The following is a 21,209-nucleotide window of genomic DNA, read 5'->3' on the forward strand; positions in this document are numbered from 1 at the left end:
CCTCTCATGAGGTCTGGGCTCCTTTAGGTTCGGACGACTATGTCTTATTTGCCGAAGAAGAATTGCTCGCCTGAGAAGTCGGTTCCAATTGCAAAGCTGCTGTCACCAGGAATGTTCTTCAGCTTGTCATTCACAATAATTGGCTGCTTCACATCGCTGAGCGGTACGAAGTAGTACACATTGTTTTTCATTTGTTGCTTCACTTCTTCGATCTTGCGTTTGGCATTTTCCGGATCCGTAGCGAGTGCCTCATCAATCATCGTGTACAGCTTCTTCACATCTTCCGGCGGCTCTTTACCGTTCTTGCCTGAGCTTGAGTGCCACTGATCCCATAACGGAGCCCACATGCCTTGGCCCCAATCACCCATATACCAGAGCGGTGTGTGCGTCCAGATGACAGTCGCTTGAAGATCATTCGCAGTATTACGCTGCGACCAAAGCGTCTGATCGATCGTTTTCATCGTGACGTTAAGACCAAGCGCCTTCCACATTTCGACGATAAGCTGCGTATAAGGAACGATGTCCGGTGCTTGGGCTCCAACTTCGATTGGAATGGTAAATACTTTGCCGTCCGGACCTAAACGTTTACCGTTTGCGTCTTTCTTCATGCCCATGTCATCCAGCAATTTGTTAGCGTTATCCAAATCAAATGTCGGATCTTCGATGCTGCCCGGTTTGGCAAAACCATAGTAGATCGTATCAATCAGTTCTTGGCGGTCGATGGCCATGTTCAATGCTTGGCGGAAACGGACATCTTGGACAACTTTCCCCCAGTTTGGATCTTTTTCATAGGTCAAGTTAAGGAAAATATCGGTCGGAGTCACATGCATATTATTCAGCATGGCTTTATAACCGTTCTTCTCGTTTTCCTTGTACAACGGCATCTTGACGAGCGATGCCGATTCACGTGAGAAATCAACCTCGCCGGCAATCGTCTTCAAACTTACCATTTCGATATCGTTTACAAGGGTGCTTTCGATTTTGTCGATATATGGCAACTGATTGCCCGCCTTATCGACTTTGAAATAATAAGGATTGCGTTCGTAAGTCGTCATACTCTGCGTTGCTTTTGTAATGATCCACGGATAAAGGACTGGGAAACCGACCGCTTCGGAATGGTTCAATTTCCAGTTCGTAATATCTTTATAGTTGAACAGGTTGACCCACTCGCCTTGTTTAAATCCGGCTTCCTTAATCGCCGACTCCAACTGATCGAGTTTTATATATTTGGTATGGAATTGCTTCAGGAAGTGAGCAGGCTTGAGCAGCTCTGTGTATCCACGCCAGCCTTGAATCGCTAAGCGAATCAAGAGTCCGCCGTATGGACGATCGAAGGAAAGCTTAAAGTTATAATCGTCAATGATTTCCAACTTAAGCGGAGCGCCTTCAGCCACACCGCCGGAACGGAGATAGAGCGGGAAGATCGGGGTCAGCTCCTCGTTCATCAGTACATCCTCGACTGTGAACCGGATATCCTCCGTCGTTACAGGCTCGCCGTCAGACCATTTCAAGCCTCTGCGCATTTGGAACGAGATGGATTTCTGATCATCACTGAGCAAATAATCCTTCAGAACATTGCCTGTAAGTTCTTCTCCGAGAATACTCGGCGTGTTAAGCAGCGGTTCATTATCCATGACGAAAACGTCTGCATCCCAGTTCGGTACCGATGTAACCGTTCTCAAAGTTCCACCGAAAGATCCGATTTCATACTTCAATTGCCCCTCTGCCACTTCGTTGGTGATTTTGTAATCTGCAGGTAAGCGGTCTTTCACATCCGGAAGGTTCTTGCCGTCCAAATACGATGATTGATGGAACTCCGTAATCGCTCCATCCCCGGTTGCTTCCGATGAAGCATTCGTATTGGTTGATGTGTTGTCTGACTTGTTGTTCGCTACCGTCTCATCGGTGTTACTCGAGCTTTCTGTATTTGTCTTGTTCGCCGAGTTCGATGAATTCGAATTGTTCTTCGAATTGTCGAAGCACCCGGTTAAAGCCGTAGAGAAAATGAGAGCGGTTACAAGAGCAGTCGCCAATAGTCTTACCTTCATTTACAACCCTCCGATACTTCTGTTTATTTTTGAGTTTGTGGACTCACCACAATTATTAGGTGATAAACCCACATATTTCAATAAATGTTTTTGGTTTTTTCCGAATTTTCGGAAAGAAGTAAAGATTGTCTACTCCCTGACAACATTCGATAATTTACCCCCATAAATGACAAAAAAGCCCCATTCGGGACTTTTTTCATAGTGTCATCATTCAAGTTCTCAACGCTTGTTCTCGAAGCTGCTGAGGCGTTATGCCAAAATATTGTTTGAATAACCGGTAAAATTGAGCTTTATCCGGATAGCCGACCATTCTGCCGATAGCTCCCACGCATTCAGTCGATTCTAGCAGCATTCGCTTTGCTTCCCGAAGACGCACTTCCTGCAAATATTCGGAAAACGTGTAGCCGCAGCATAATTTAAATGTCTTACTGATGTAATGCGGCGAATAATAGCTTTCTTTGGCTAAATCCCTCAGCGTGATTGGTGAAGCGTAGTGTTGCTCGATATAAGACAGCAGCTTCGGCAAAATTTCATGGATATCTACAGTCAATTGCGTCTGCAGATTGTCCTGCATTCTGCGAAACGACGATGCGAGCAGCAGCATCGTATAGCCGCACAACATCGCACGATAGCCATCCTTCTTCGAGAGGTACTCTCCAAACATCGATTCGAGCAGCTCCTCCAGCTCCAGAATGGATTTGCCCTGAAAGCGAATATGCTGCAAGGATCCTTGCAGAGGCTGCTGAAACTCCTGAAACAGCCTATGGTTGATAAAGCTCCGGTCAGGCTCATATGTAGTCGACTGCTCATGTAAAAAATCAGCTTGAATTAATATGTTCATGTACTGCATATCTTGCTCGGCACGGAATGAATGGCTGTCACCGACATTCATCCATAATAAATCACCTCTTCGAACATTATAGCTTTGATTATTCACCTGATGATTTCCGGTCCCGTGCAAGATATAAACCAGCTCGACAAAGTTGTGAGTGTGCTCAGGCTCATGTATGTGATTGGCTACTTTATAAAGTGCTATTCCCTCATCTTGATGTATAAAGTCGACTGCCTTGTATATATGCATCACATCACCCTCCGTTTATACGATCAGGATATGGAAGCGCTTTCTATAATGAGTATTTTCTACATGTACTATCGGGTTCCTTCTGAGCGGCTATATTTTTTTGCATGACTCCTATAACGGAGGCAAGGCGATATCGACAACAAACTTAGTTTCGACAACATTCGCCATCTCCGCCCGCAACTATTCACTGAGATTTCTCTGTTTTCTGAAGCAGGTACAACCAAATAATAACGGAATATACGCATAAATAAAGTAGAACCCGGCCCATTTCTGCGATGCTCTGTCTTCAGCATGTGAATCCCATTCTCCCAAATTTAGGTATATCGGAGTAATATGCGCAGAAAGAAATGGATCATTCATCTAAGATATACACCGCAACATTTTCCAACATCACTCGTCTATATAAAAAAATGGAAAGTGGTGTTCACGTCGTGCAACGAATGATTACGAAATTAATGATTTGCATCGGGCTGCTTGCTACTTTTGTTCTTCCGCTGCAGGTTGGCTATGCTCAGGCATCGTCGATATCTGAGCTGCCGATCGTTGAGAACGACGCGGCTGTGTTTCAATTGATTCCGCACAAAATAGCTGCAAAATTGAACAAACCAACGATCCTGTTGGATTCGAAATCCTTGAAGGCTTCCCCGCTGCTGATGAAGAATGGGAACCTCTACTTACCGATCAAGTGGCTGGAGCAAGCCCAAATTGGAAGGATCATGAAAAGTACCAAAACGAATAGTTACTGGGTCGAGTTTAAGCCGGATCATCCAACTACCTTTTCAACCCTTCATTTCAAGCCAGACAGCTCCAAGCTCTATATTGAATTGAACGGCAAACTTACAGCCCTCGATGATGTACAGAAGATTCTACCACCGTTTATGAAAAGCAATACGCTGTATGTTCCCATTTCAATGTTGCCGCGGATGGGGATCAACTATAACTGGAGCCAGGGAACGTTAAATTTGACGTGGAGCGAGAAGTCAGCGAAGGTTCTGCACGCTGCCTATACGACAGAGTCAGGCCGTATCACCTTCAGTTCATTGATTCAAAAAGAGTACGGGGACGTTTATTTAATGCAAAGCATGGGTCTGGGCGGAATGACCAGCGTTGAGATGGGCGGCATAAGCTCGTTAAAAGGGACAAAAAAGACCGTAGACAAGTCGATCAAAATTGGAAATCGTGAATATCGCCGGGTTGAGTTCTCCGTTGATCTCCGTCCAGGACCGAATCCACTGCAAATTCATTCCAATGATAATCCATCTGCCGACATCGTCGTCAATCGAATCGTTAAGGATCCATCCTTGATTCCTGTCCGATATAACCATGATCCGGATGCCCACAATATCGTGTTCAATAAGCCAACACAAGGCTACCTGCGGGTACACGCTGGAGAAGCCATAGAGATTAGCGGATCTGTCATTACGGAGGAATATACTCAGAGTGAGGTTCTTGGATTTCAATTGACGAAGTTTCAGAATGGAGACTATCAAATAAGCGGCCAAAAAACTGTCGTTCCGATGAACGAGGATAGAGAGTTTAGCCACTCAATAAAGATCAATGAGCCAGGCACTTATTTGATTAATATCCTTAGTCCGGACGTGTTCGTAGGGGGAATGACATCGCCGTACGGCTCGGTTAAATGGGCGGAGATCGCGGTTGAAGTACTGCCGAAAGGCAAGTAACGGCAAGTTTAAGGCCATCCTTGGCGGGATGGCCTTTTCGTTGATATTCAACTATCTTATCCAGTAATCTGGATAGACAGATAGACAGCCAGTAAGTTACATACAGCTTTCTTGCAGTCGGAACCGCAAGCCGCGGAATAGTAGACAATACCGCTGGAACTTAACCATTATTTAACCCGAATCGCGTTATACTAGGAGTAATTCACTCTCGGGAGGCGATAACGTTGAAAGTATTGGTAGTCGAAGACGACGTCTCGATGAGGAAGGCGATTCGCGCTGGACTCCGCAAATTCGGTTACGCCGTCGATGCCGCCGAGGACGGGGAAGAAGCGCTTAACCTGTACCACGTCAACAGGTATGACGCGATCGTGCTTGACATGAATTTGCCCAAGTTTGACGGCTTGGACGTGCTTCGGCGCATTCGCGAGCACGATTCGGAAATCAAGGTGCTGATTCTATCTGCCCGCTCCGAGGTCGAGGACAAAATAGCCGGCCTTGACGAAGGTGCGAACGATTATATGGCCAAGCCTTTCCACTTCAAAGAGTTCGAAGCGAGGCTTCGGTCCTTGCTTCGCCGCAAGTTTATTCTTGAGCCCTCGCTTCTATTACATGGCGAGCTTACCGTCGATACGTCACTGAAGCAGGCATACGTCCATAAACAAACTGTCGAGCTTACAAGGAAGGAATACGGCATCTTAGAGTACTTGATCCTCAACAAACACAAGGTCGTCAGCGCGGAAGAATTGATCGAACACGTGTGGGACAGCGAAGCCGATTTGTTCTCCAACTCGTTCAAGGTACACATTAATTCGCTCAAAAAGAAACTGGCCGCTCACCTAGGCGAACAAGAAATGATCAAAAACGCAAGGGGAATCGGCTACTTCGTCGCGGAGATCTCCCATGAAACGGTTTAACGAAATGCCGCTTCGGCTCCGCCTCACCTCACTTATGGCCCTCATTCTGATCGTGGCTTGCGTGCTGCTCTTGGCCTCGTCGATCATCGCCGCAGGTCAAATTTTCCACGCGCCATATCCAAAAGAACCTGTAACCGTCGATCAGCTTATGGGCGATCCGGAAAAACGTATAATTGAGGGAACGCCTCACGAAGCTGTCGAGGGCGTCAACGAAATGCTGATAGTCGTGAAAGGATTCTTCGCTTTGGTCGCGATCATCGGTATCGGCATCGTGTTCCTACTGAACGTTCTCACGCTTCGGGAACGCAAATACGAGATCGGCGTGCTGCGCGCCATCGGCATGTCGAAGCTCAAAGTTATGGCGCTCTTATTGAGCGAAATGCTGATCTTAGCGCTTGCGGGTTCGTTGGTAGCACTCATCGCGGGCATCTACGTGAATCCATCCGTCGTCTCGACAATGAAAGACGTGATCTTGGACGGCAAAATGCCTTCGGGGCTGATGTCAGACATTCTGGGAATCGGCTACAATCTCCTATTATCCGATACGGCGGCCGAGAACGTCATGCTCTCGCTGCATCTCGGCAGGAGCGACTTGAAAGACAAGAGAAGCCACGCTTACACTTTGCTAAACAAAGTCGGCATCGACAGGGAAACGGCAGACCGCAAAATTCTTAAGCTGTCCGGAGGGCAACAACAGCGAGTGTCGATCGCTCGCAGCTTATCGTATAACCCCGGCATATTGATCGCGGACGAACCTACGGGCAATCTGGACGAGAAAAACGAAACCGGAATCATGGACATTCTGAAATGCCTCGCTAACAATGAAGGGAAATGCGTCATCATCGTCACGCACTCGAAGTCCGTTTCCGCCTACGCGGACATCGTGCTCGAGATCGCCGAAGGAAAGCTGCGCACCATAAACTGATAGCCCGCTATCGAGTCGGGAAATCATCTTATTTCCAGATGACTTTACAAATGAGAGCCCCCACTGGCATCGATCAATTGCCCGGTTACCCAGCGACTGTCGGGAGAAGCTAATTGTTCACTAGTATATCGAAGTGAGAGTTACCTGTACGTTCATTCAACAATTCATCCAATGCCTTATATAGTGCATGTATGCTTTCTGAAGAACCAAACTTTTCACCAAATAAATAATTATGCAAAACTTATTGATAAAACCAAATAAAACAAAGTAAGCAAAAAAGGAGCAAGCTCCTCAAAAAGATGAGTGCTTGCTCCTTACTCTGCCGACACGTTCAGCCAATACTTGCAGATCCATTCCTTTCAGTGCCCCGACGGAATGCCGGCTGTATAAATCTCGCACGGTCCCAGCTCCGCCGCGAATGAAGCGTCTGTATGGCCCGCCAACGGCTGCACACGTTCACCCGCACGCTCAAGTATGTCGCTCTTGTACGCCATAACGGTCTCGCCGACATTCGAAGTAACTTGCAGCATCGCTTCCTCCGGCCGCATATTGAACCAGCGCAGCATCAGATCGCCGGATGCTTCCGAGATCTTCGCCGAGGAGAAGGCAATGCCTTCACCCTTCCAAGTCATGAAGGCATGAATCGGCGCGATCACTCCATCGTGTATGCCGGTTTGCACAGCAGTCCAAGGTGTCTGGAATTGATAGGCCGAAGCATACGCGCCATATACTGCGCCGTCCCCTTGATGTGGAAGAATCAGTAACTCGGCTGTCTGCATGCCTAGGCACTGCGCTTCCGGCGTTGGGAAGACTCCCCAGTCGCCTAACTCAGCGACGGAACGAAGCAAGGTGACGGCAATCGTATTGCGGCCATCACGCAACACTTCGTATTCGTTCAAGCCCTTGTTCGCAATGGTGAGTCCTTGCGTCCCGTCGCTGACATCGGCAAAAGCCTGCTGATGCTGTGCGTTGCTCGGATTTTCCCACTCGGCCGCCGGTTCGTTGTCTCGAACCGCCACTTCGAAGATCGTGTCGGCACGGTGTACGGAGGCAATCAGGTCCGTCGGGAACAGTGCGCGAACGCGGTGATCCTTCGCCTGGTTGTCTATAGTGACGCTGATACCTATACCGGAGCCTGAACGCTCCAGACTGACGATGGTGCGTATGGAGAACGGTACGAAGTTGGTCGACCGTCCGGCTTTGCGTTCCGGATAGTACACGGCTTCTTGCTTCTCCTGCTCAAACAGCTCGTCGGCCGAGGCTGGAATTGACCAAAGGTGTACGATTTCGAACGCTGCGCGGTAGGCGCTGTCCTCGGTCACGCGAATTTCCGCCGTGATCCCTTTAGTCGTGAGCGCTGGCTCTCCATCCGGCTGCTTGAACATGTATTCGTTGCCAATGTCACCGGCATCTTCATAAATCATCAGGTCGCGGTAAGTACGTCCGCTTCTGTAATCCGTCACCGTCAAGCTGCCGTCCTCGGCAATTTCGACGCCGAGATTCCCGTTGCTCATTGAGCACGATCCGGTCAAAAGCGATGGCTCCTGCGGCGCTTCAGACGAATTAATCACCCAAGCGTAGGCCTTTATCCCGAGCGCCGGCACCTCTGCCGTTTCGAATGTCAGCTTCACGCGCCGCGCCCAATACGGCTGGCGGAACCTGTCTTCCGGCAGGTCGTAGCCGAATTGCAGGCCGAGATCCTCCATTGTGCAGGCGACGGCGATGCCTTCCGAATCAACGAGCGTACGCCCTGTGATTGCTATGCCCTTCATCATGCGAATCATTTCGTTCGGGCTGATACCTTCCCGGAAATAGACGCGCGCAACGTCTAGCTCGACTTTCACGACGCCGCTGCGGTTCCAGCCCGTCGTGTTGAACACTATTAGCGGCAGCGCTTCCTGACCGAACATGGTGAACACGCTCGTATCGACGGCGCCGGCAAGCGCAAGAGCACTGTCGTCCACTATCGTCTCCGCGACATGACGGCTCTTGTCGAACCGGGTGACCATCTCGCGGTGCACTTCGTCGACGCTGCAGCCACAAATGCTGTCATGCGGGTGGTTCTGCATGAGCGTCTTCCAAGCATACTTCAACAAATGATGCGGGTACTTGGCTTGTCCCGTCGCATGCGCGAGCGCGGCGAGAGGCTCGGCGACTTTCTCCAGCATCGTCTGACCGACTTGGTTCATCTGTTTCAAATACACCCTAGCCGAAGCCGTGTTCACCAGTGTCGACCAACCGTCCGTCCGCTGGCTTCGCAGTTCACCTCGCACGACCGACAGCGACGTGTCGTTCAACGACGACTTCAGCGATGCCAGATATTCCGGGAAATTCGAATGGACGAAATCTGTGTCCGGATATAGCTTGCTCGCCACGTGGATTGCTTCGGGCAAGTCCGTCTGGATCGGTTGATGGTCGCAGCCGTTCATGAATAGCAGCTGTCTCGTTGACGCGTATTTGCCGGCGTCGGCCAGCTTACGATCCCAATATTCCTTGGCTTCCGCCTCGTCCACCGGCACTTCGTTCCCGTTGCTGTACCAGTTGGCAAATAAAATGCCGAGCACACGCGAGCCGTCCGGCCCTTCCCATACGAGCTCAGAGAAAGATGATTCATACGCAGCATCCGATACCATATTATTGAAGCCTGTCGGCTTGACGCCACGGCCAAACACAGCGTTGTCGATGTCTGCCTGCCGCATGAGCTGAGGTGCTTGACCGATAATTCCGAACGTGTCGGGAAAATACCCGATCTTGGCGATCGTACCGTAATACGAGGCATCCTGATGCCCGATTTGCAGATTACGTACATTCGCTTCGCTGCTCGTCAGGAACGCGTCTTGCAGAACGTACCAAGGCCCGATGTGGATACGGCCTTGGCGAATCCATTTCTCCAGGCGCTCGCGCCGGTCGGGACGTACCTGCAAATAATCCTCGATGATGATCGTCTGACCGTCGAGGTGGAAGCTCCGATACTCCGCATTGTTCTCCAGCGTGTCCATCAATGTATCCATGAGCGTAATCAACCGGACATGATGCTTCTCGTAAGGCAAATACCATTCACGGTCCCAATGGGTATGGGAGATAATCTGCGCCGTTCTTCTTTTATTTGCGTTCATCAAGATGAATGTCACCCTTCCTTGTTCCGTTCTTTATGGCTTGAGTCGCAAAATCAGCCATCGAGCAGCCCCGCTTTCATCGCCTTGTACACCAATTGCGAGAACAAGCTGTTGGACCAAGCGAACCATTTACGCGTAAATACGCTCGGATCATCCGAATGGAAGCCCTCGTGCATATAACCGGTGTCTCCATCCGTCGCTTCCAGCAGTGCGATCATCGCAAGCTTCTCCTCGTCTGAGGAAGCCGTCAGCCCTTGCATGGACAACGCCATATGCCAGACATAGTTCGGAGGCGTATGCGGGCTGCCAATGCCGCGGGCCACCGCGCCTTCGTAATAGAACGGGTTGTCTTTACTGAGGGCAAACCTACGTGTATTCTGATAAATCAGATCATCGCCGTTTACGTAACCAAGATACGGAATCGAAATAAGGCCAGGCGTTCCAGCATCGTCCATTAGGCAATGATTTCCATACCCGTCGGTCTCGTACGCATAGATCGGTCCGTACTCAGGATGACGGTAAATGCCATACAGCTGAATGCCGTGGTCGATTTCCCGCTCGAGCTTCGCCATCTCCTTTTCAAACGACAGGTCGCGGAAGACGAACTCGGCGATTTCCCGCATTTGCCTTAGAGTAACGACGGCAAACATATTATCCGGAATGTTGTAATGAAAATCGCAGGCGTCATCGCTCGGACGGAAGCCTGACCAGATCATGCCCGTATAGTTAACAGGCATTCCGCGGCCTTCGTTCTGAAGCGTATCGTGTTTGATACCATTGTCACGCTCGAAGCGGTAAGTGGAGTGCTCGAAATGGAACTGCTCCCGTTTCCAGAGATCGACCGTCGCGCGCATCGCGATCTTGAAGTTCGCGTCGAAGATATCCGCACGACCTGTTTCTTTCCAATAGGCAAAAGCAAGACGCATCGAGAAGCAGATAGAGTCAAGCTCGAATTTACGCTCCCATACCCATGGCGACATATCGGTCTTATCGTCGGTGTTCCAATGCCAGTCGTTCGCCATTTCGTTAAACGCGTTCGCATATGGATCGATGGCGATATTGCGCATATGAAGCATAATCAGCCCCTTGATGATTCGCTGCAAATCGGCATCTTCTTTGGCAAACGGCACGTAATGCATCACTTGCTCTACGGAATCGCGCAGCCACATCGCAGGAATATCCCCTGTGATGACGAACGTCGTTCCGTGTTCATGCAGCTTAGTCGTCGTCTCCAGCGTGTTCGGAAAACAGTTCTTGAACAGCTGCAGCAGCTTAGGCCGATGCGCTAATCTTGTCTCTGCTTCCGCGAGCACGTCCTGAATGGATTGCGGCAACTGAAGAGCCGGCATGTCGATTTTAGGTAATCTGAATTGTTCCATGTTTCGTTGTATCTCCCTCTCTGTTCAATAACGACGTTACTCTTTAACGTAAAATCGGGTAGGCGAGCCTCTTTGCTCCGGCTGATTTTTGCCTGGATGAGCTTCACAAACAGTATCTAAATGAACGTTCTTTTTTAGTCAAAATCATACATGGCGTGCTCGATAGGCGCAGTGACGTCAGCAATTGAATTGGCACTCGATATTGAATGATGAATAGAAAAAAACATATAAGTTAATTTTATGTAAAGTGAAAGGATCGTTATTACTGTGTAAATAAGGCAAGGCAGTTTAAGATAGATTGAAAATAATTGTGGCTTGCACGTTACGAATACAAGGAGATTGATCATGGAAGGGAGTGACTCACATGGAGACAAAGAGCAAGCGCAGACATTTACGAACACGCTGGCGAACGCAGGATACCGAGCTGACGCTGCTGGCTTTACCGACAACGGTCTGGTATATCCTGTTCTGTTTCTTGCCGATGTTCGGCATCATCATAGCCTTCAAGGATTTCAAAATACATGGGGGCTTCATAAGCAACATCGTGAACAGCAAGTGGTCCGGCTTTAATAACTTCGAGTTTCTGTTTAAGTCAAACGATGCCTGGATCGTCATCCGCAACACGCTGGGCTACAATATCGTGTTCATTATTCTCGGTATCGTAGTACCAGTCACCTTAGCGCTGATGGTCGGTCAGCTGCACAGCCGCAAGGCTGGCAAAGTGTATCAAACGTTGATGTTCCTGCCTTACTTCTTGTCCTGGGTCATCGTATCCGCGGTGATCTGGGCGTTCCTCAGCTTCGATAAAGGGATTGCCAATCAGTTTCTGGCAGACCTTGGCAAGGATCCGGTCAACTGGTATATGGAGGCCAAATACTGGCCGTACCTTCTCGTGTTTATGAACATGTGGAAAGGTCTAGGCTACGGTATGGTCGTCTACTTGGCAACGATTACCGGCATCGACAGCACCTACTACGAGGCCGCTGTCATTGACGGCGCTTCGAAGTGGCAGCAGACCAAATACATTACGCTGCCGCTTATGAAGCTGGTTATCGTGATGATGTTCATCCTGTCGGTCGGCCGTATTTTCTACACGGACTTTGGGTTATTCTTCCAAGTGCCGCGGGATTCCAACTCGCTGTTCAACGTGACGACAACCGTTGACGTGCTCGTCTATAAGCAGCTCAAGACAGCTACTGTAGGCATGGCCTCGGCTTCCGCTTTCTTGCAATCCGTACTCGGATGCGCGACCATTTTAATCGCTAACTGGATCGTCCGCCGTGTTGATCCCGACAGCGCCATGATGTAAGGAGGAGCGAAAGAAATGTCATCGAAAGCACATTTTGAGTCCGGTCTCGATAAATTCAACCGGATCAGCGGTGTTATGAACGTCTTTTTCCATATCATCTTTATTCTGATAGCGTTGGTTTGCCTGGTGCCCGTCCTAGTGGTATTGTCGGTCTCGATCTCCAGCGAAGATTCCATTCGGCAAACGGGATACCACATTATACCCAGGGCTCTCTCGGGAGAGGCGTACCACTATATCTTGCAGCAAGGGAAGCTGATCTCTCGTGCACTCGGAGTATCCGTACTCGTTACGGTTGTCGGCACTGTGCTTGGCATCCTGCTTACCACTTCAATGGGTTATGTCATTTCCAGACCTAACTATAAGCTGAATGGGCTGCTGACATGGATCGTGTTCATTCCCATGGTATTCAATGGAGGGCTGGTGTCCAGCTACTACATCAACTCGACCCTGCTCGGGCTCAAAGATACGGTTTGGGCTCTCATTCTCCCGCTGGCCGTCTCCTCCTTCAACGTGATTATTTGCAAAACGTTCTTCAGAAGCACCATACCGGATGGATTAATCGAATCTGCGGAGATGGACGGCGCTAGCCAACTGCGCATCTTCTTCTCCATCATTCTGCCGATTTCGCTGCCGGTTATCGCGACCATTGGCCTGTTCCTCTGCTTCTCGTATTGGAACGACTGGTTCCAGTCCATGCTGTACATCAACAATCAAGACCTGTACTCGCTGCAGGCGCTGCTGAACAGCTTGATGAGCAACGTAGACGCACTGGCGAGGAACGCCGCGAGCCTCGGCATCAGCTACGCTGAGCTGGTGGCGACGATGCCGAAGGAATCCGCCCGCATGGCTGTGGCGATTATCATTGTCGTGCCTGTTGCCGCGGCTTACCCGTTCTTCCAGAAGTATTTTATATCTGGTCTAACGGTCGGTGCCGTGAAAGGTTAATGCAAGATGAAATAAATCAATTCAGGGAGGTCCATGGATATGAAAAAGACATTGAAACACCTGCTTGTACTTAGTACGGCTGCTCTCCTGACAACTTCACTCGCTGGTTGCGGTTCGAAGAGTACGAATGATTCAAACAATGCGCCAAGCAACCAGAACGCCAACAATCCAGCAGGCGGCGAAGCGCCAACGCTGGTATGGTGGACGATTGGCGGTCAAACGCCTTCGAACTTCGACAAGGCGATCGCAGCCATGAATGACTACACGGCCGAGAAGATCGGCGTGAAGGTCGACATCAAGGTTGCAAGCTGGGGGGACTGGGACACGAAGATCAACACGATCGTAAACACCGGCGAGCCCTTCGACATTATGTTCACGAACAACAGCAAGTACAACCAGCAAGTGAACATCGGCGCTTTTGCCGACATCACCGATTCCGTTCAGAGCGATTCGCCAGATCTCTACAAGCTCATTCCTCAGAAGGTATGGGATGGAACGAAGGTTGGCGGCAAAATCTATGCCGTACCGACGTATAAAGATTCTTCGTTGACTCAGTATTGGGTGTTCGATGACAAGTATGTACAGAAATACAAGATCGACACCGCAAGCATCAAGACGATGCAGGACTTGGACAAGCCATTGCATGATATTAAAGCCGGCGAAGGCAAGAGCTTCTATCCATTGCCTCTTACGCAAGGCGATGGCTTTAACGGCTTCTTCAACCGCTATGACGATATGACGCTCGGTCTGCCGCCAATCGGCGTTAAAGTCGACGATGCTTCCCGCAAAGTGGTCTCCGTACTCGAGGACCAAGAGGTAATGAACGATCTGAAGCTGCTGCATAAGTGGTATCAAGACGGCATTATCAATCCGGATGCACCGACGAAGACAGAAGCGGACAAAGGACGTCCTTTCTTCGCTGCACAAGCATTCCCTGGCGCTGAAGCGAGCTGGCAGATCAATGAAGGCGTAGCGAAGTACGACATGTTCCCGATCTTCGGGCCGATCTACACGACAAGCACGATTCAAGGTTCTTTGAACGCGATATCCGCGAACTCCAAGTACAAGAAGGAAGCGCTCAAATATTTGCAATTGGTGAATACGGATCCAAAGCTGCGCAACATGCTGGCATTCGGCGAGCTTGGCGTCGACTATAAGAATGTGGACGGCGAGAAAGTAGTCGAGCGTATATCCGATACATGGCCGCTCGCTGCTTATACGCAAGGTACATTCTTCGATATGGCGGTTACCAAAGGCGCTCCTGTCGATCAATGGGAACAAGTGCGCAAGCTGAACGACCAAGCGATTTCTTCCACGAGCCTGGGCTTTGCGCTTGATATCAGCAAGCTAGGCACAGAAGTAGCCAACACGAAAGCCGTATGGGACAAATACCGCTATGAGTTGATGACAGGCGCATCTGACCCGGAAAAGACAGTTCCGAAGATCATTTCGGAGCTGAAAGCTGCCGGCATGGATACGATTATGAAAGCAGCTCAAGAGCAGATCGACAACTACTTCAAATAATAGTGGCAAGAGAAAACCCGAACGGATTGTCCGTTCGGGTTTCTAACACGTATTGGAGTGCTCCATAGTGAATAACCGTTTACTTGAAACAAAATTTACAGCTTATGTTGAAACACTTCCAGCTAATGCTGAAAAATCACATCAATAAAACGTGTCCGCTGTAACTTGTTTTGTCATTAATTAATAGTAAATAAACTAAAACTTGTACGATACATATCATATATTGACATTTGAACGACTCCCCGTATGTAGAAATGTCATTTAAATGATTCCAAACAAATAAAAACGCCTCACTAATACATAACGTATGAGTGAGGCTGTATTTTATTAATTCTCTTTTAAGTTGTAGAGGGTTGTATGAATTTAGAATGCAAAGCTCCCTTTTTTTCTAAGCTTTCCATCCATAACTCAACAAGCTCTTGCCCACCAATCAACTCTATATTTAGACCCTTGGCATAATCAACTGCGTTTTGAGTAAAATTGCTAGTTGTCACAACATATCCACCGGCTGCATTTTGCTTGATCATCTGTGAATGGATAATGGCAGTCGGCTCAAAACCAACCGGATAGTTATAACCACTTTACTTGTCCTAAAAATAGACCTCTCTCACGTGTTTCCTCGATATGGACCCCAAAATCACCCGAAGATCTAGTGACATTTGCATCACTTTGATGCAGTCGCAACAAATTGTTTAAAATCAAATGGATTTTCCTTATCCAACTCATCACTTTTCTTATAACGGTTGTAGAGACCAGTAAGTAAAGTTTTTCTCACATCATCGTTAGTACTAACCATTTTAATAAATGACAATCTTAAAGAGGCTAGTTGTTTTCGATAAATATATAAATAATAAGATGTGAAACCCACTACTAAAATTAAAACGATATCAAAAAAACTCATTTCACACCTGCTCGCACTATTTTATAATAATTATAGTCTAAAATAGTTATAAATATACCTCGTTCATCGTTCAATCCTCGATAAATAAATGTCAATAAATGTATTTTAGTTTATTCGCGAAGAAATTTAGATAGGTAAATCAATTTATTTCCGTTCACTACCGTTAGGTTTCTTCAAGAATTTATTTAATTCGCTGCTGGTATAGGAACACTTGTTTGCGTATAATAAATATGGAAAGAAGGTGATTAATTCATTGAATGGTTTTGATCCTATCATCGCCCTGAACGTACATGTCGCTTTATTAACAGCTCTAGAAAAAGTGAAGGAACATGCCGAATAAACGAAAGGTGTCACCTAGGCTCTAATTAAGTACGTAGGTCGCATTATCGTTGAAGAACTGGAAAAGTCCAAACAAACAATGAAAGAAAATAAAATGTGGGTAAATGAGACGCCGGCTCTTGATCGACGTTATCGATTTTCCCAATTCGGCGAGAAGCGTTCGTATGTAATTTCACATGAAGAACTGGAATTGCATTTCGGAATAGTTACGCGAACAATTAAGCACAAAATTGATAAACTTAACAGACAATAATGCATAAAAGCCTGCTCATATATCTGGGCAGGCTTTTCACTTAGCTGTGATATACTCATTTTCAAAATTATCAATTAATTATAAAAACTCGCAGCCAACTGTCGTTGAACTCTCGTTCCCCGTCGTATTTTGAGGTCAGCCAGTTTTTACTGGCTGGTCAGCTTTGTTTCAGTGCTATATTTATCAGTAGCTGAAGCAGATCATTCGTTCCCCTGAGTCTGTCACCCATCGCTAAAACTGATCGCCTACTAACACTTTTTTTGTAAGGATTATCCAATATTGACCATACTCTTGCCTCCAACACAAATGGCCACCGTAACTGGTCGGGGCAAAGTCTAAATATTAATGAATTCGTAAGTAATAAATAAAATCTGGAAGGAGCAGGATATGAGGAAAGAGGCAATCGGAGGAGTGCAGCTCAGCAAATGCTTAAAAAAATACTAATCATTGCTATATTGATTGCAGCTTTAACTGGATGCGGAACTAAAGCTCATGAGCAACCAAATACTGTAAAACAACAACGTCTCGTTACTTACAAGGAAATAAGCGGTCCAGAGAGGACTCTAAGGTTGAAGGCCCTTACAGCCATTCGATTATTTGTAAACGGCAATCTGGCGAATGTCGCACCTACAATCATTACCGGCGTTACATTTGTTCCCGTTCGTGCAGCGGGGGAAATGTTGAACAAATATGTGATATGGGATGCAGCGACGAAAACAGTCTTCATTAATGATGAGAACCAGCAACTGCAACAGACACCCGCGAGCAAAGCATTGAAGCTGATTGTAAACGGAAACCAGGCGAACGTCGCCCCGAAAATCATTAACGGCGTGACTTATGTACCCGTACGTGCGGCAGGCGAGTTGTTGAAGAAATTCGTGACATGGGATTCGATAATTAAAGCTGTCTACATCAACAACCAGATGCATCAAAAGGTCCTCTACTTCCCAGCTACTAACTACCCGTTAACGGCAGCCCATATGAGAGCCGCGATTGGAAAGGGAAAATCGCCAATCTGCACAATTGATCGGGCCGGAGCAGACGAGAACCGCGAGGAAGCGCTTCAAGGCATCCCGACAAAGGAGGGCTTTGATCGAGATGAATTCCCAATGGCGATGTGCGCCGAAGGCGGTGTCGGTGCAGATGTCGCTTATGTACAGTACTCCGACAATCGCGGCTCCGGCTCATGGATCGGCAATCATCTTGAGCAGTACCCGGAGGATACGCGCGTTCTGTTCGTCATTGACGGGTCAGCAGGTACAGTCACCAAGCCGCCAACTACACCGACGACACCTAAACCGGTTTATTACGCAAATTGCGCTGCCGTAAAAGCCGCGGGCAAGGCACCGCTATACAAAGGTCAGCCCGGCTATAGTACCCAGTTAGACCGTGACGACGATGGTGTAGCCTGTGAAAATTAATAAAGCAAAAAAGCAATTCAAAAAATAACGTGATAACAGGCTGCTGGATCATATATACCGGCAGTCCTCTTTGTGTCTATGTTAGCCAACATCTCTATTTATAGATAAGTGCAGAAGTAACAAAACTTGCATAGAACGCGATAACTATGCTCAAAATATGAAAATCTAACCAATTCTGTTTGAAGTGGGGTATTTTTTAGTGCATAGCAATATGACGGCAATCACAAAAGCATTGGGGCATAGTTCCGATTTTCGAATCCGTAATATTGAAGAAAGCGGTGAAGTACAGGTAACCGTTTTCTATATAGATGGACTGGTTTATGCAGACAGACTGGAGAAACATGTTATTACTCCGCTTGTACATCATAGTGACGCACAACTCAACACAGCTGATATAACGGAGCTCGGTAACTCCGAACAAGCCATACAAGAGATCGTACAAGGCAAAGCCGTTATTCTTTATCAACAAACAGGCACGATGATTAGTGTAGATGTGACGTTATGGAGAGAGCGTCCCATTGGCGAATCCTTAACGGAACGCAATCCTTTAGGATTTATGGTAGGCTTTACAGAGAAGGCTAATTCAAATATAAGCATCCTGCGCAGCCTGATTAAGACACCAAATTTTACGGTTGAAACGATGCAAAAAGGCACATTAATGCCAACATCGATCTCGATCGTGTATATGAGAAATATTGTAGATCCTGGTATTCTTCATGAAGTAAGAAAGCGGCTGGACGAATTAGACGTGAAGTATATCTTGCAGTCTGCCATTGTGGAGGAAGTGCTCGCGAAGAATAGTTGGACCATATTCCCTTTGACGTCGGTCACCGAAGCACCGGAAGTTGCTGCAAGCTCAATTTTAGAGGGGAAGGTCGTTGTGTTCGTGGATAACACGCCGAACGCGATTATTTGTCCCACATTATTTATCAGTTTCTTTCAATCACCAGAGGAGTATTACGGTAAATACGGGAGGTATTTGAACAGAATCGTAAAATTTATTGCGTTCTTTGTAGCGACTCATGCGACTGCGTTCATGCTATTGTTAGAACGCAGCGACTTGCTAACTAAAAAAGTACACAAGCTGCTTTATCCCAGTGAAATGTTAATGCCGACATTTGCTGGGGCGATCTTTCTATTAGTTATTCTTAAAATTCTGGTTGACGGCATGACTAAGGTGAATACGAATCTGATTACTTTCTTTGCCTTCATATCTACCGTATTAATAAGTGAAAACATGTTGAAAATAAAGCTTTTCAGCCCTTTTTGCTTAAGTGTCCTGGCTTTCTCGTATGTCATAATCATCTTCTTTACATCTCGCGGGTTAGCCTCAACCATTCTCACCTTGAATTACATTTATTTATTTACTGCCTATCTAATAGGGTTATCGGGCGTCATTGTGCTTACCACGGTTATGTTCATTCATATTGTGATGCTAAAGAGCATAACCGTGCCGTATTTTAGTCCGTTAATTCCGCTGAGACCGAAAGAACTGCGCGATGTGTTTTTCCGGTCTAATTTGAAGAAACTGATCAATAGCAAACACTCCTATACATTAAAAAGAAAGCGATAGAAAAGAGCTGAAAGAAATCGGTGAACAAGGTTCTCCGCGAAACAGAAAAAGCCGAAGACCCTATTTAGGGCTTCGGCTTTTTCTGTCTCATTGCTAAAGCCGGGACTCAATGAGCTGCTTCAGCTGTTCAATATCCTGCTTCGTCGCTGGAGCTTTATGCGGCTTTAGCTTCACGGTCAGCTGACCTCCGGCCTCAATCGTTGCATATTCAACATCCTCGCGATCGTAGACCCCAGAGGAACGCAGCTGCGCATCAAGCCCTTCGTTAGTAAGTCTCAGTGATTCCATTGCACCTTGATTCAACTTCCCGCCTACTATAATTGGTATTGATTTGCCGATCCATATAGTGCGAAAAGGAGCATACCGTGTGATCAAAGCTCTAATCATTCGTACAGTCAAGATGAGAATGACCGCAGTGCCCAAGGTCCTCCATATATTCTCGTTCTCAACTGGTCGAATAAATAACGGACCAAGAATCAGCATTAGCAGCACGTCTACAATCGTTAGTTTCCCTATTGAGGTTCGACCTGTTAATCGAAGAAGAAGCGAGCCCATGACAATAATGAGTATGGCTTTCCAAATCCAATCGTAAGACATGGAATTCCTCCCCTTTTCGTTAATCATATTCCAGGACTTGTTAGGTAAGTCGATTGTTGATTTTCGAAAAGAACAGCTTCAACATTGGCGGCGTTATCAACGTGGTCAAGATGATCACCATAACGATCGAAGTAAAATACTTCTCTAACAATAGCCCTGATTCCAAACCAGCCACCCCTATAATTAAAGCCACCTCACCTCTAGAGACCATACCGGAACCGATGGCTAACGATGACGTTTTATCAAAGCCGGTTAGTCGCGCTCCAATCCCCCCGCCCAGCATTTTCGTCGCAACCGCAATAACCGTCATGAGTAGGATAAACCAAATGTGATTACCCAAGCCTGTAAAGGTAATGTTTAACCCGATGCTGACAAAAAATACGGGGACAAAGAGCGTATAGGCGATCGGCTCGACTTTGGTTTCGACATCGTGCTTGTATGCGGTTTGCGATACGGCGATTCCACCTGCGAATGCACCAATAATCCCCGCAACGCCCATCGTTTCTGCAAAATAAGAAAATGCAAAGCAAATAATGAGAGCCGCGCTCATGACAGCTTCACTAATGTGAAGAGGTGCGATGATTTTCATGACAAAGGGAACGAGAAACCATCCTGCAACGATGATCGCGATTAAAAATATTACCTTCTTAAGGATGAGAACGGTGATGGATACATCCCCGGCCGGGCCAAGAAGACTCATCATGACAGCAAGCAAAACGACTACAATGACATCATCCACAACAGCAGCTCCCAGAATAGTCGTGCCCTCTCTGGAGTCTAATCGATTCATCTCTTTTAACGTTTGGACCGATATGCTAACCGAGGTCGCACATAGCAGTAATCCAATGAATAGCGACTGTGTATTCGAAAGTCCGAGAGCAATAGATAAGGCATATCCACCGATAAAAGGAAGGATGATCCCGCCAACCGCCACGGCGAACGACGCCTTCCAATTTTCCCGCAATTTGTCCAAATCCGTTTCTAATCCCGCGATAAACATGAGTAACAGAACGCCGATTTCCGAAAAATGCGAAATAAATGCATCGGGATGGATCCATCCTAGGATAGCGGGTCCCAAAACAATACCTGCAATCAGCTTTCCAAGCACGGCAGGTTGTCCGATCCGAACCGACAAATCGCCAGCAACCTTCGTTGACAATATAATCAGTACCAGATATAGCAGAACTTCCATGATGAATCAC

General features: G+C 47.4%; 16 protein-coding genes and 2 pseudogenes. 10 read left to right on the forward strand and 8 right to left on the reverse strand.

Annotated features, from left to right (window positions below; genetic code table 11):
- Nucleotides 1-44: 44 nt before the first annotated feature.
- Nucleotides 45-2,048: an ABC transporter substrate-binding protein gene (locus AC0YNS_RS18035; RefSeq protein ID WP_475782350.1), complete on the reverse strand. Its 2,004-nt coding sequence runs from the start codon at nucleotides 2,046-2,048 to the stop codon at nucleotides 45-47.
- Nucleotides 2,049-2,259: 211 nt separating this feature from the next.
- Nucleotides 2,260-3,129: an AraC family transcriptional regulator gene (locus tag AC0YNS_RS18040; RefSeq protein ID WP_475782351.1), complete on the reverse strand. Its 870-nt coding sequence runs from the start codon at nucleotides 3,127-3,129 to the stop codon at nucleotides 2,260-2,262.
- Between the two features lie 440 nt (nucleotides 3,130-3,569).
- On the opposite strand from AC0YNS_RS18040, the gene AC0YNS_RS18045 reads away from it, so the two are divergent.
- From AC0YNS_RS18045 to AC0YNS_RS18055, 3 genes are all read left to right on the forward strand, one after another.
- The gene (locus tag AC0YNS_RS18045) at nucleotides 3,570-4,811 is read left to right on the forward strand and encodes a hypothetical protein (protein ID WP_475782475.1); all 1,242 of its coding nucleotides are present in this window, start codon (nucleotides 3,570-3,572) and stop codon (nucleotides 4,809-4,811) included.
- A 224-nt stretch (nucleotides 4,812-5,035) separates the two neighbouring features.
- Complete coding sequence (locus AC0YNS_RS18050; protein ID WP_475782352.1) at nucleotides 5,036-5,725, forward strand: response regulator transcription factor; 690 nt, start codon at nucleotides 5,036-5,038, stop codon at nucleotides 5,723-5,725.
- Nucleotides 5,712-6,650 (forward strand): FtsX-like permease family protein, encoded by a 939-nt coding sequence (locus tag AC0YNS_RS18055; protein WP_475782353.1) that lies wholly within the window; start codon nucleotides 5,712-5,714, stop codon nucleotides 6,648-6,650. Before AC0YNS_RS18050 ends, AC0YNS_RS18055 begins: the two co-directional genes overlap by 14 nt.
- Before the next feature lie 359 nt (nucleotides 6,651-7,009).
- Here AC0YNS_RS18055 and AC0YNS_RS18060 read toward each other — a convergent pair whose 3' ends face one another.
- Nucleotides 7,010-9,766, reverse strand: a complete 2,757-nt coding sequence (locus AC0YNS_RS18060; protein WP_475782354.1) for an alpha-mannosidase — start codon at nucleotides 9,764-9,766, stop codon at nucleotides 7,010-7,012.
- 53 nt (nucleotides 9,767-9,819) lie between these two features.
- Nucleotides 9,820-11,145, reverse strand: a complete 1,326-nt coding sequence (locus tag AC0YNS_RS18065) for a glycoside hydrolase family 125 protein (RefSeq protein WP_475782355.1) — start codon at nucleotides 11,143-11,145, stop codon at nucleotides 9,820-9,822.
- A 364-nt stretch (nucleotides 11,146-11,509) separates the two neighbouring features.
- On the opposite strand from AC0YNS_RS18065, the gene AC0YNS_RS18070 reads away from it, so the two are divergent.
- Genes AC0YNS_RS18070 through AC0YNS_RS18080 form a run of 3 tightly spaced genes read left to right on the forward strand, consistent with a single transcriptional unit; the run spans nucleotide 11,510 to nucleotide 14,923 of the window.
- Nucleotides 11,510-12,454: an ABC transporter permease gene (locus AC0YNS_RS18070; protein ID WP_475782356.1), complete on the forward strand. Its 945-nt coding sequence runs from the start codon at nucleotides 11,510-11,512 to the stop codon at nucleotides 12,452-12,454.
- Nucleotides 12,455-12,469: 15 nt separating this feature from the next.
- On the forward strand, nucleotides 12,470-13,399 hold the full coding sequence (locus tag AC0YNS_RS18075; RefSeq protein ID WP_475782357.1) for a carbohydrate ABC transporter permease: 930 nt from the start codon (nucleotides 12,470-12,472) through the stop codon (nucleotides 13,397-13,399).
- Between the two features lie 39 nt (nucleotides 13,400-13,438).
- Nucleotides 13,439-14,923 carry an ABC transporter substrate-binding protein gene (locus AC0YNS_RS18080; protein ID WP_475782358.1) on the forward strand — a complete coding sequence of 495 codons (1,485 nt, stop codon included), beginning with the start codon at nucleotides 13,439-13,441 and terminating at the stop codon, nucleotides 14,921-14,923.
- A 338-nt stretch (nucleotides 14,924-15,261) separates the two neighbouring features.
- Here the strand turns inward: AC0YNS_RS18080 and AC0YNS_RS18085 are convergent, their stop codons facing one another.
- Nucleotides 15,262-15,417 (reverse strand): restriction endonuclease, encoded by a 156-nt coding sequence (locus AC0YNS_RS18085; RefSeq protein WP_475782359.1) that lies wholly within the window; start codon nucleotides 15,415-15,417, stop codon nucleotides 15,262-15,264.
- A 170-nt stretch (nucleotides 15,418-15,587) separates the two neighbouring features.
- Complete coding sequence (locus AC0YNS_RS18090) at nucleotides 15,588-15,824, reverse strand: hypothetical protein (RefSeq protein WP_475782360.1); 237 nt, start codon at nucleotides 15,822-15,824, stop codon at nucleotides 15,588-15,590.
- Nucleotides 15,825-16,841: 1,017 nt separating this feature from the next.
- Between AC0YNS_RS18090 and AC0YNS_RS18095 the strand changes: the two are divergent.
- From AC0YNS_RS18095 to AC0YNS_RS18110, 4 genes and pseudogenes are all read left to right on the forward strand, one after another.
- Nucleotides 16,842-17,318: pseudogene (locus tag AC0YNS_RS18095) on the forward strand (stalk domain-containing protein); the annotation flags it as partial.
- 21 nt (nucleotides 17,319-17,339) lie between these two features.
- A pseudogene (locus tag AC0YNS_RS18100) lies at nucleotides 17,340-17,660 on the forward strand (hypothetical protein); the annotation flags it as partial.
- The gene (locus AC0YNS_RS18105) at nucleotides 17,658-17,837 is read left to right on the forward strand and encodes an excalibur calcium-binding domain-containing protein (protein WP_475782476.1); all 180 of its coding nucleotides are present in this window, start codon (nucleotides 17,658-17,660) and stop codon (nucleotides 17,835-17,837) included. The pseudogene AC0YNS_RS18100 and the gene AC0YNS_RS18105, both read left to right, overlap by 3 nt.
- A 199-nt stretch (nucleotides 17,838-18,036) precedes the next feature.
- Entirely contained in the window at nucleotides 18,037-19,410 is a 1,374-nt protein-coding gene (locus AC0YNS_RS18110) for a spore germination protein (RefSeq protein WP_475782361.1), read from the forward strand.
- Nucleotides 19,411-19,503: 93 nt separating this feature from the next.
- Here AC0YNS_RS18110 and AC0YNS_RS18115 read toward each other — a convergent pair whose 3' ends face one another.
- Nucleotides 19,504-20,007 (reverse strand): DUF421 domain-containing protein, encoded by a 504-nt coding sequence (locus AC0YNS_RS18115; RefSeq protein WP_475782362.1) that lies wholly within the window; start codon nucleotides 20,005-20,007, stop codon nucleotides 19,504-19,506.
- Between the two features lie 40 nt (nucleotides 20,008-20,047).
- Nucleotides 20,048-21,199 carry a cation:proton antiporter gene (locus AC0YNS_RS18120; protein WP_475782363.1) on the reverse strand — a complete coding sequence of 384 codons (1,152 nt, stop codon included), beginning with the start codon at nucleotides 21,197-21,199 and terminating at the stop codon, nucleotides 20,048-20,050.
- Nucleotides 21,200-21,209 lie beyond the last annotated feature (10 nt).

It is taken from the genome of Paenibacillus sp. J22FR21 (genome assembly GCF_056269135.1).

What these genes read in the sequence shown, in the direction of transcription:
- AC0YNS_RS18075 (WP_475782357.1), top strand. Translation starts at nt 12,470, where the DNA reads ATGTCATCGAAAGCACATTTTGAGTCCGGTCTCGATAAATTCAACCGG.
- AC0YNS_RS18070 (WP_475782356.1), top strand. Translation starts at nt 11,510, where the DNA reads ATGGAGACAAAGAGCAAGCGCAGACATTTACGAACACGCTGGCGAACG.
- AC0YNS_RS18120 (WP_475782363.1), bottom strand. Translation starts at nt 21,199, where the DNA reads ATGGAAGTTCTGCTATATCTGGTACTGATTATATTGTCAACGAAGGTT.
- AC0YNS_RS18055 (WP_475782353.1), top strand. Translation starts at nt 5,712, where the DNA reads ATGAAACGGTTTAACGAAATGCCGCTTCGGCTCCGCCTCACCTCACTT.
- AC0YNS_RS18090 (WP_475782360.1), bottom strand. Translation starts at nt 15,824, where the DNA reads ATGAGTTTTTTTGATATCGTTTTAATTTTAGTAGTGGGTTTCACATCT.
- AC0YNS_RS18035 (WP_475782350.1), bottom strand. Translation starts at nt 2,048, where the DNA reads ATGAAGGTAAGACTATTGGCGACTGCTCTTGTAACCGCTCTCATTTTC.
- AC0YNS_RS18040 (WP_475782351.1), bottom strand. Translation starts at nt 3,129, where the DNA reads ATGCATATATACAAGGCAGTCGACTTTATACATCAAGATGAGGGAATA.
- AC0YNS_RS18080 (WP_475782358.1), top strand. Translation starts at nt 13,439, where the DNA reads ATGAAAAAGACATTGAAACACCTGCTTGTACTTAGTACGGCTGCTCTC.
- AC0YNS_RS18065 (WP_475782355.1), bottom strand. Translation starts at nt 11,145, where the DNA reads ATGGAACAATTCAGATTACCTAAAATCGACATGCCGGCTCTTCAGTTG.
- AC0YNS_RS18115 (WP_475782362.1), bottom strand. Translation starts at nt 20,007, where the DNA reads ATGTCTTACGATTGGATTTGGAAAGCCATACTCATTATTGTCATGGGC.
- AC0YNS_RS18060 (WP_475782354.1), bottom strand. Translation starts at nt 9,766, where the DNA reads ATGAACGCAAATAAAAGAAGAACGGCGCAGATTATCTCCCATACCCAT.
- AC0YNS_RS18045 (WP_475782475.1), top strand. Translation starts at nt 3,570, where the DNA reads ATGATTACGAAATTAATGATTTGCATCGGGCTGCTTGCTACTTTTGTT.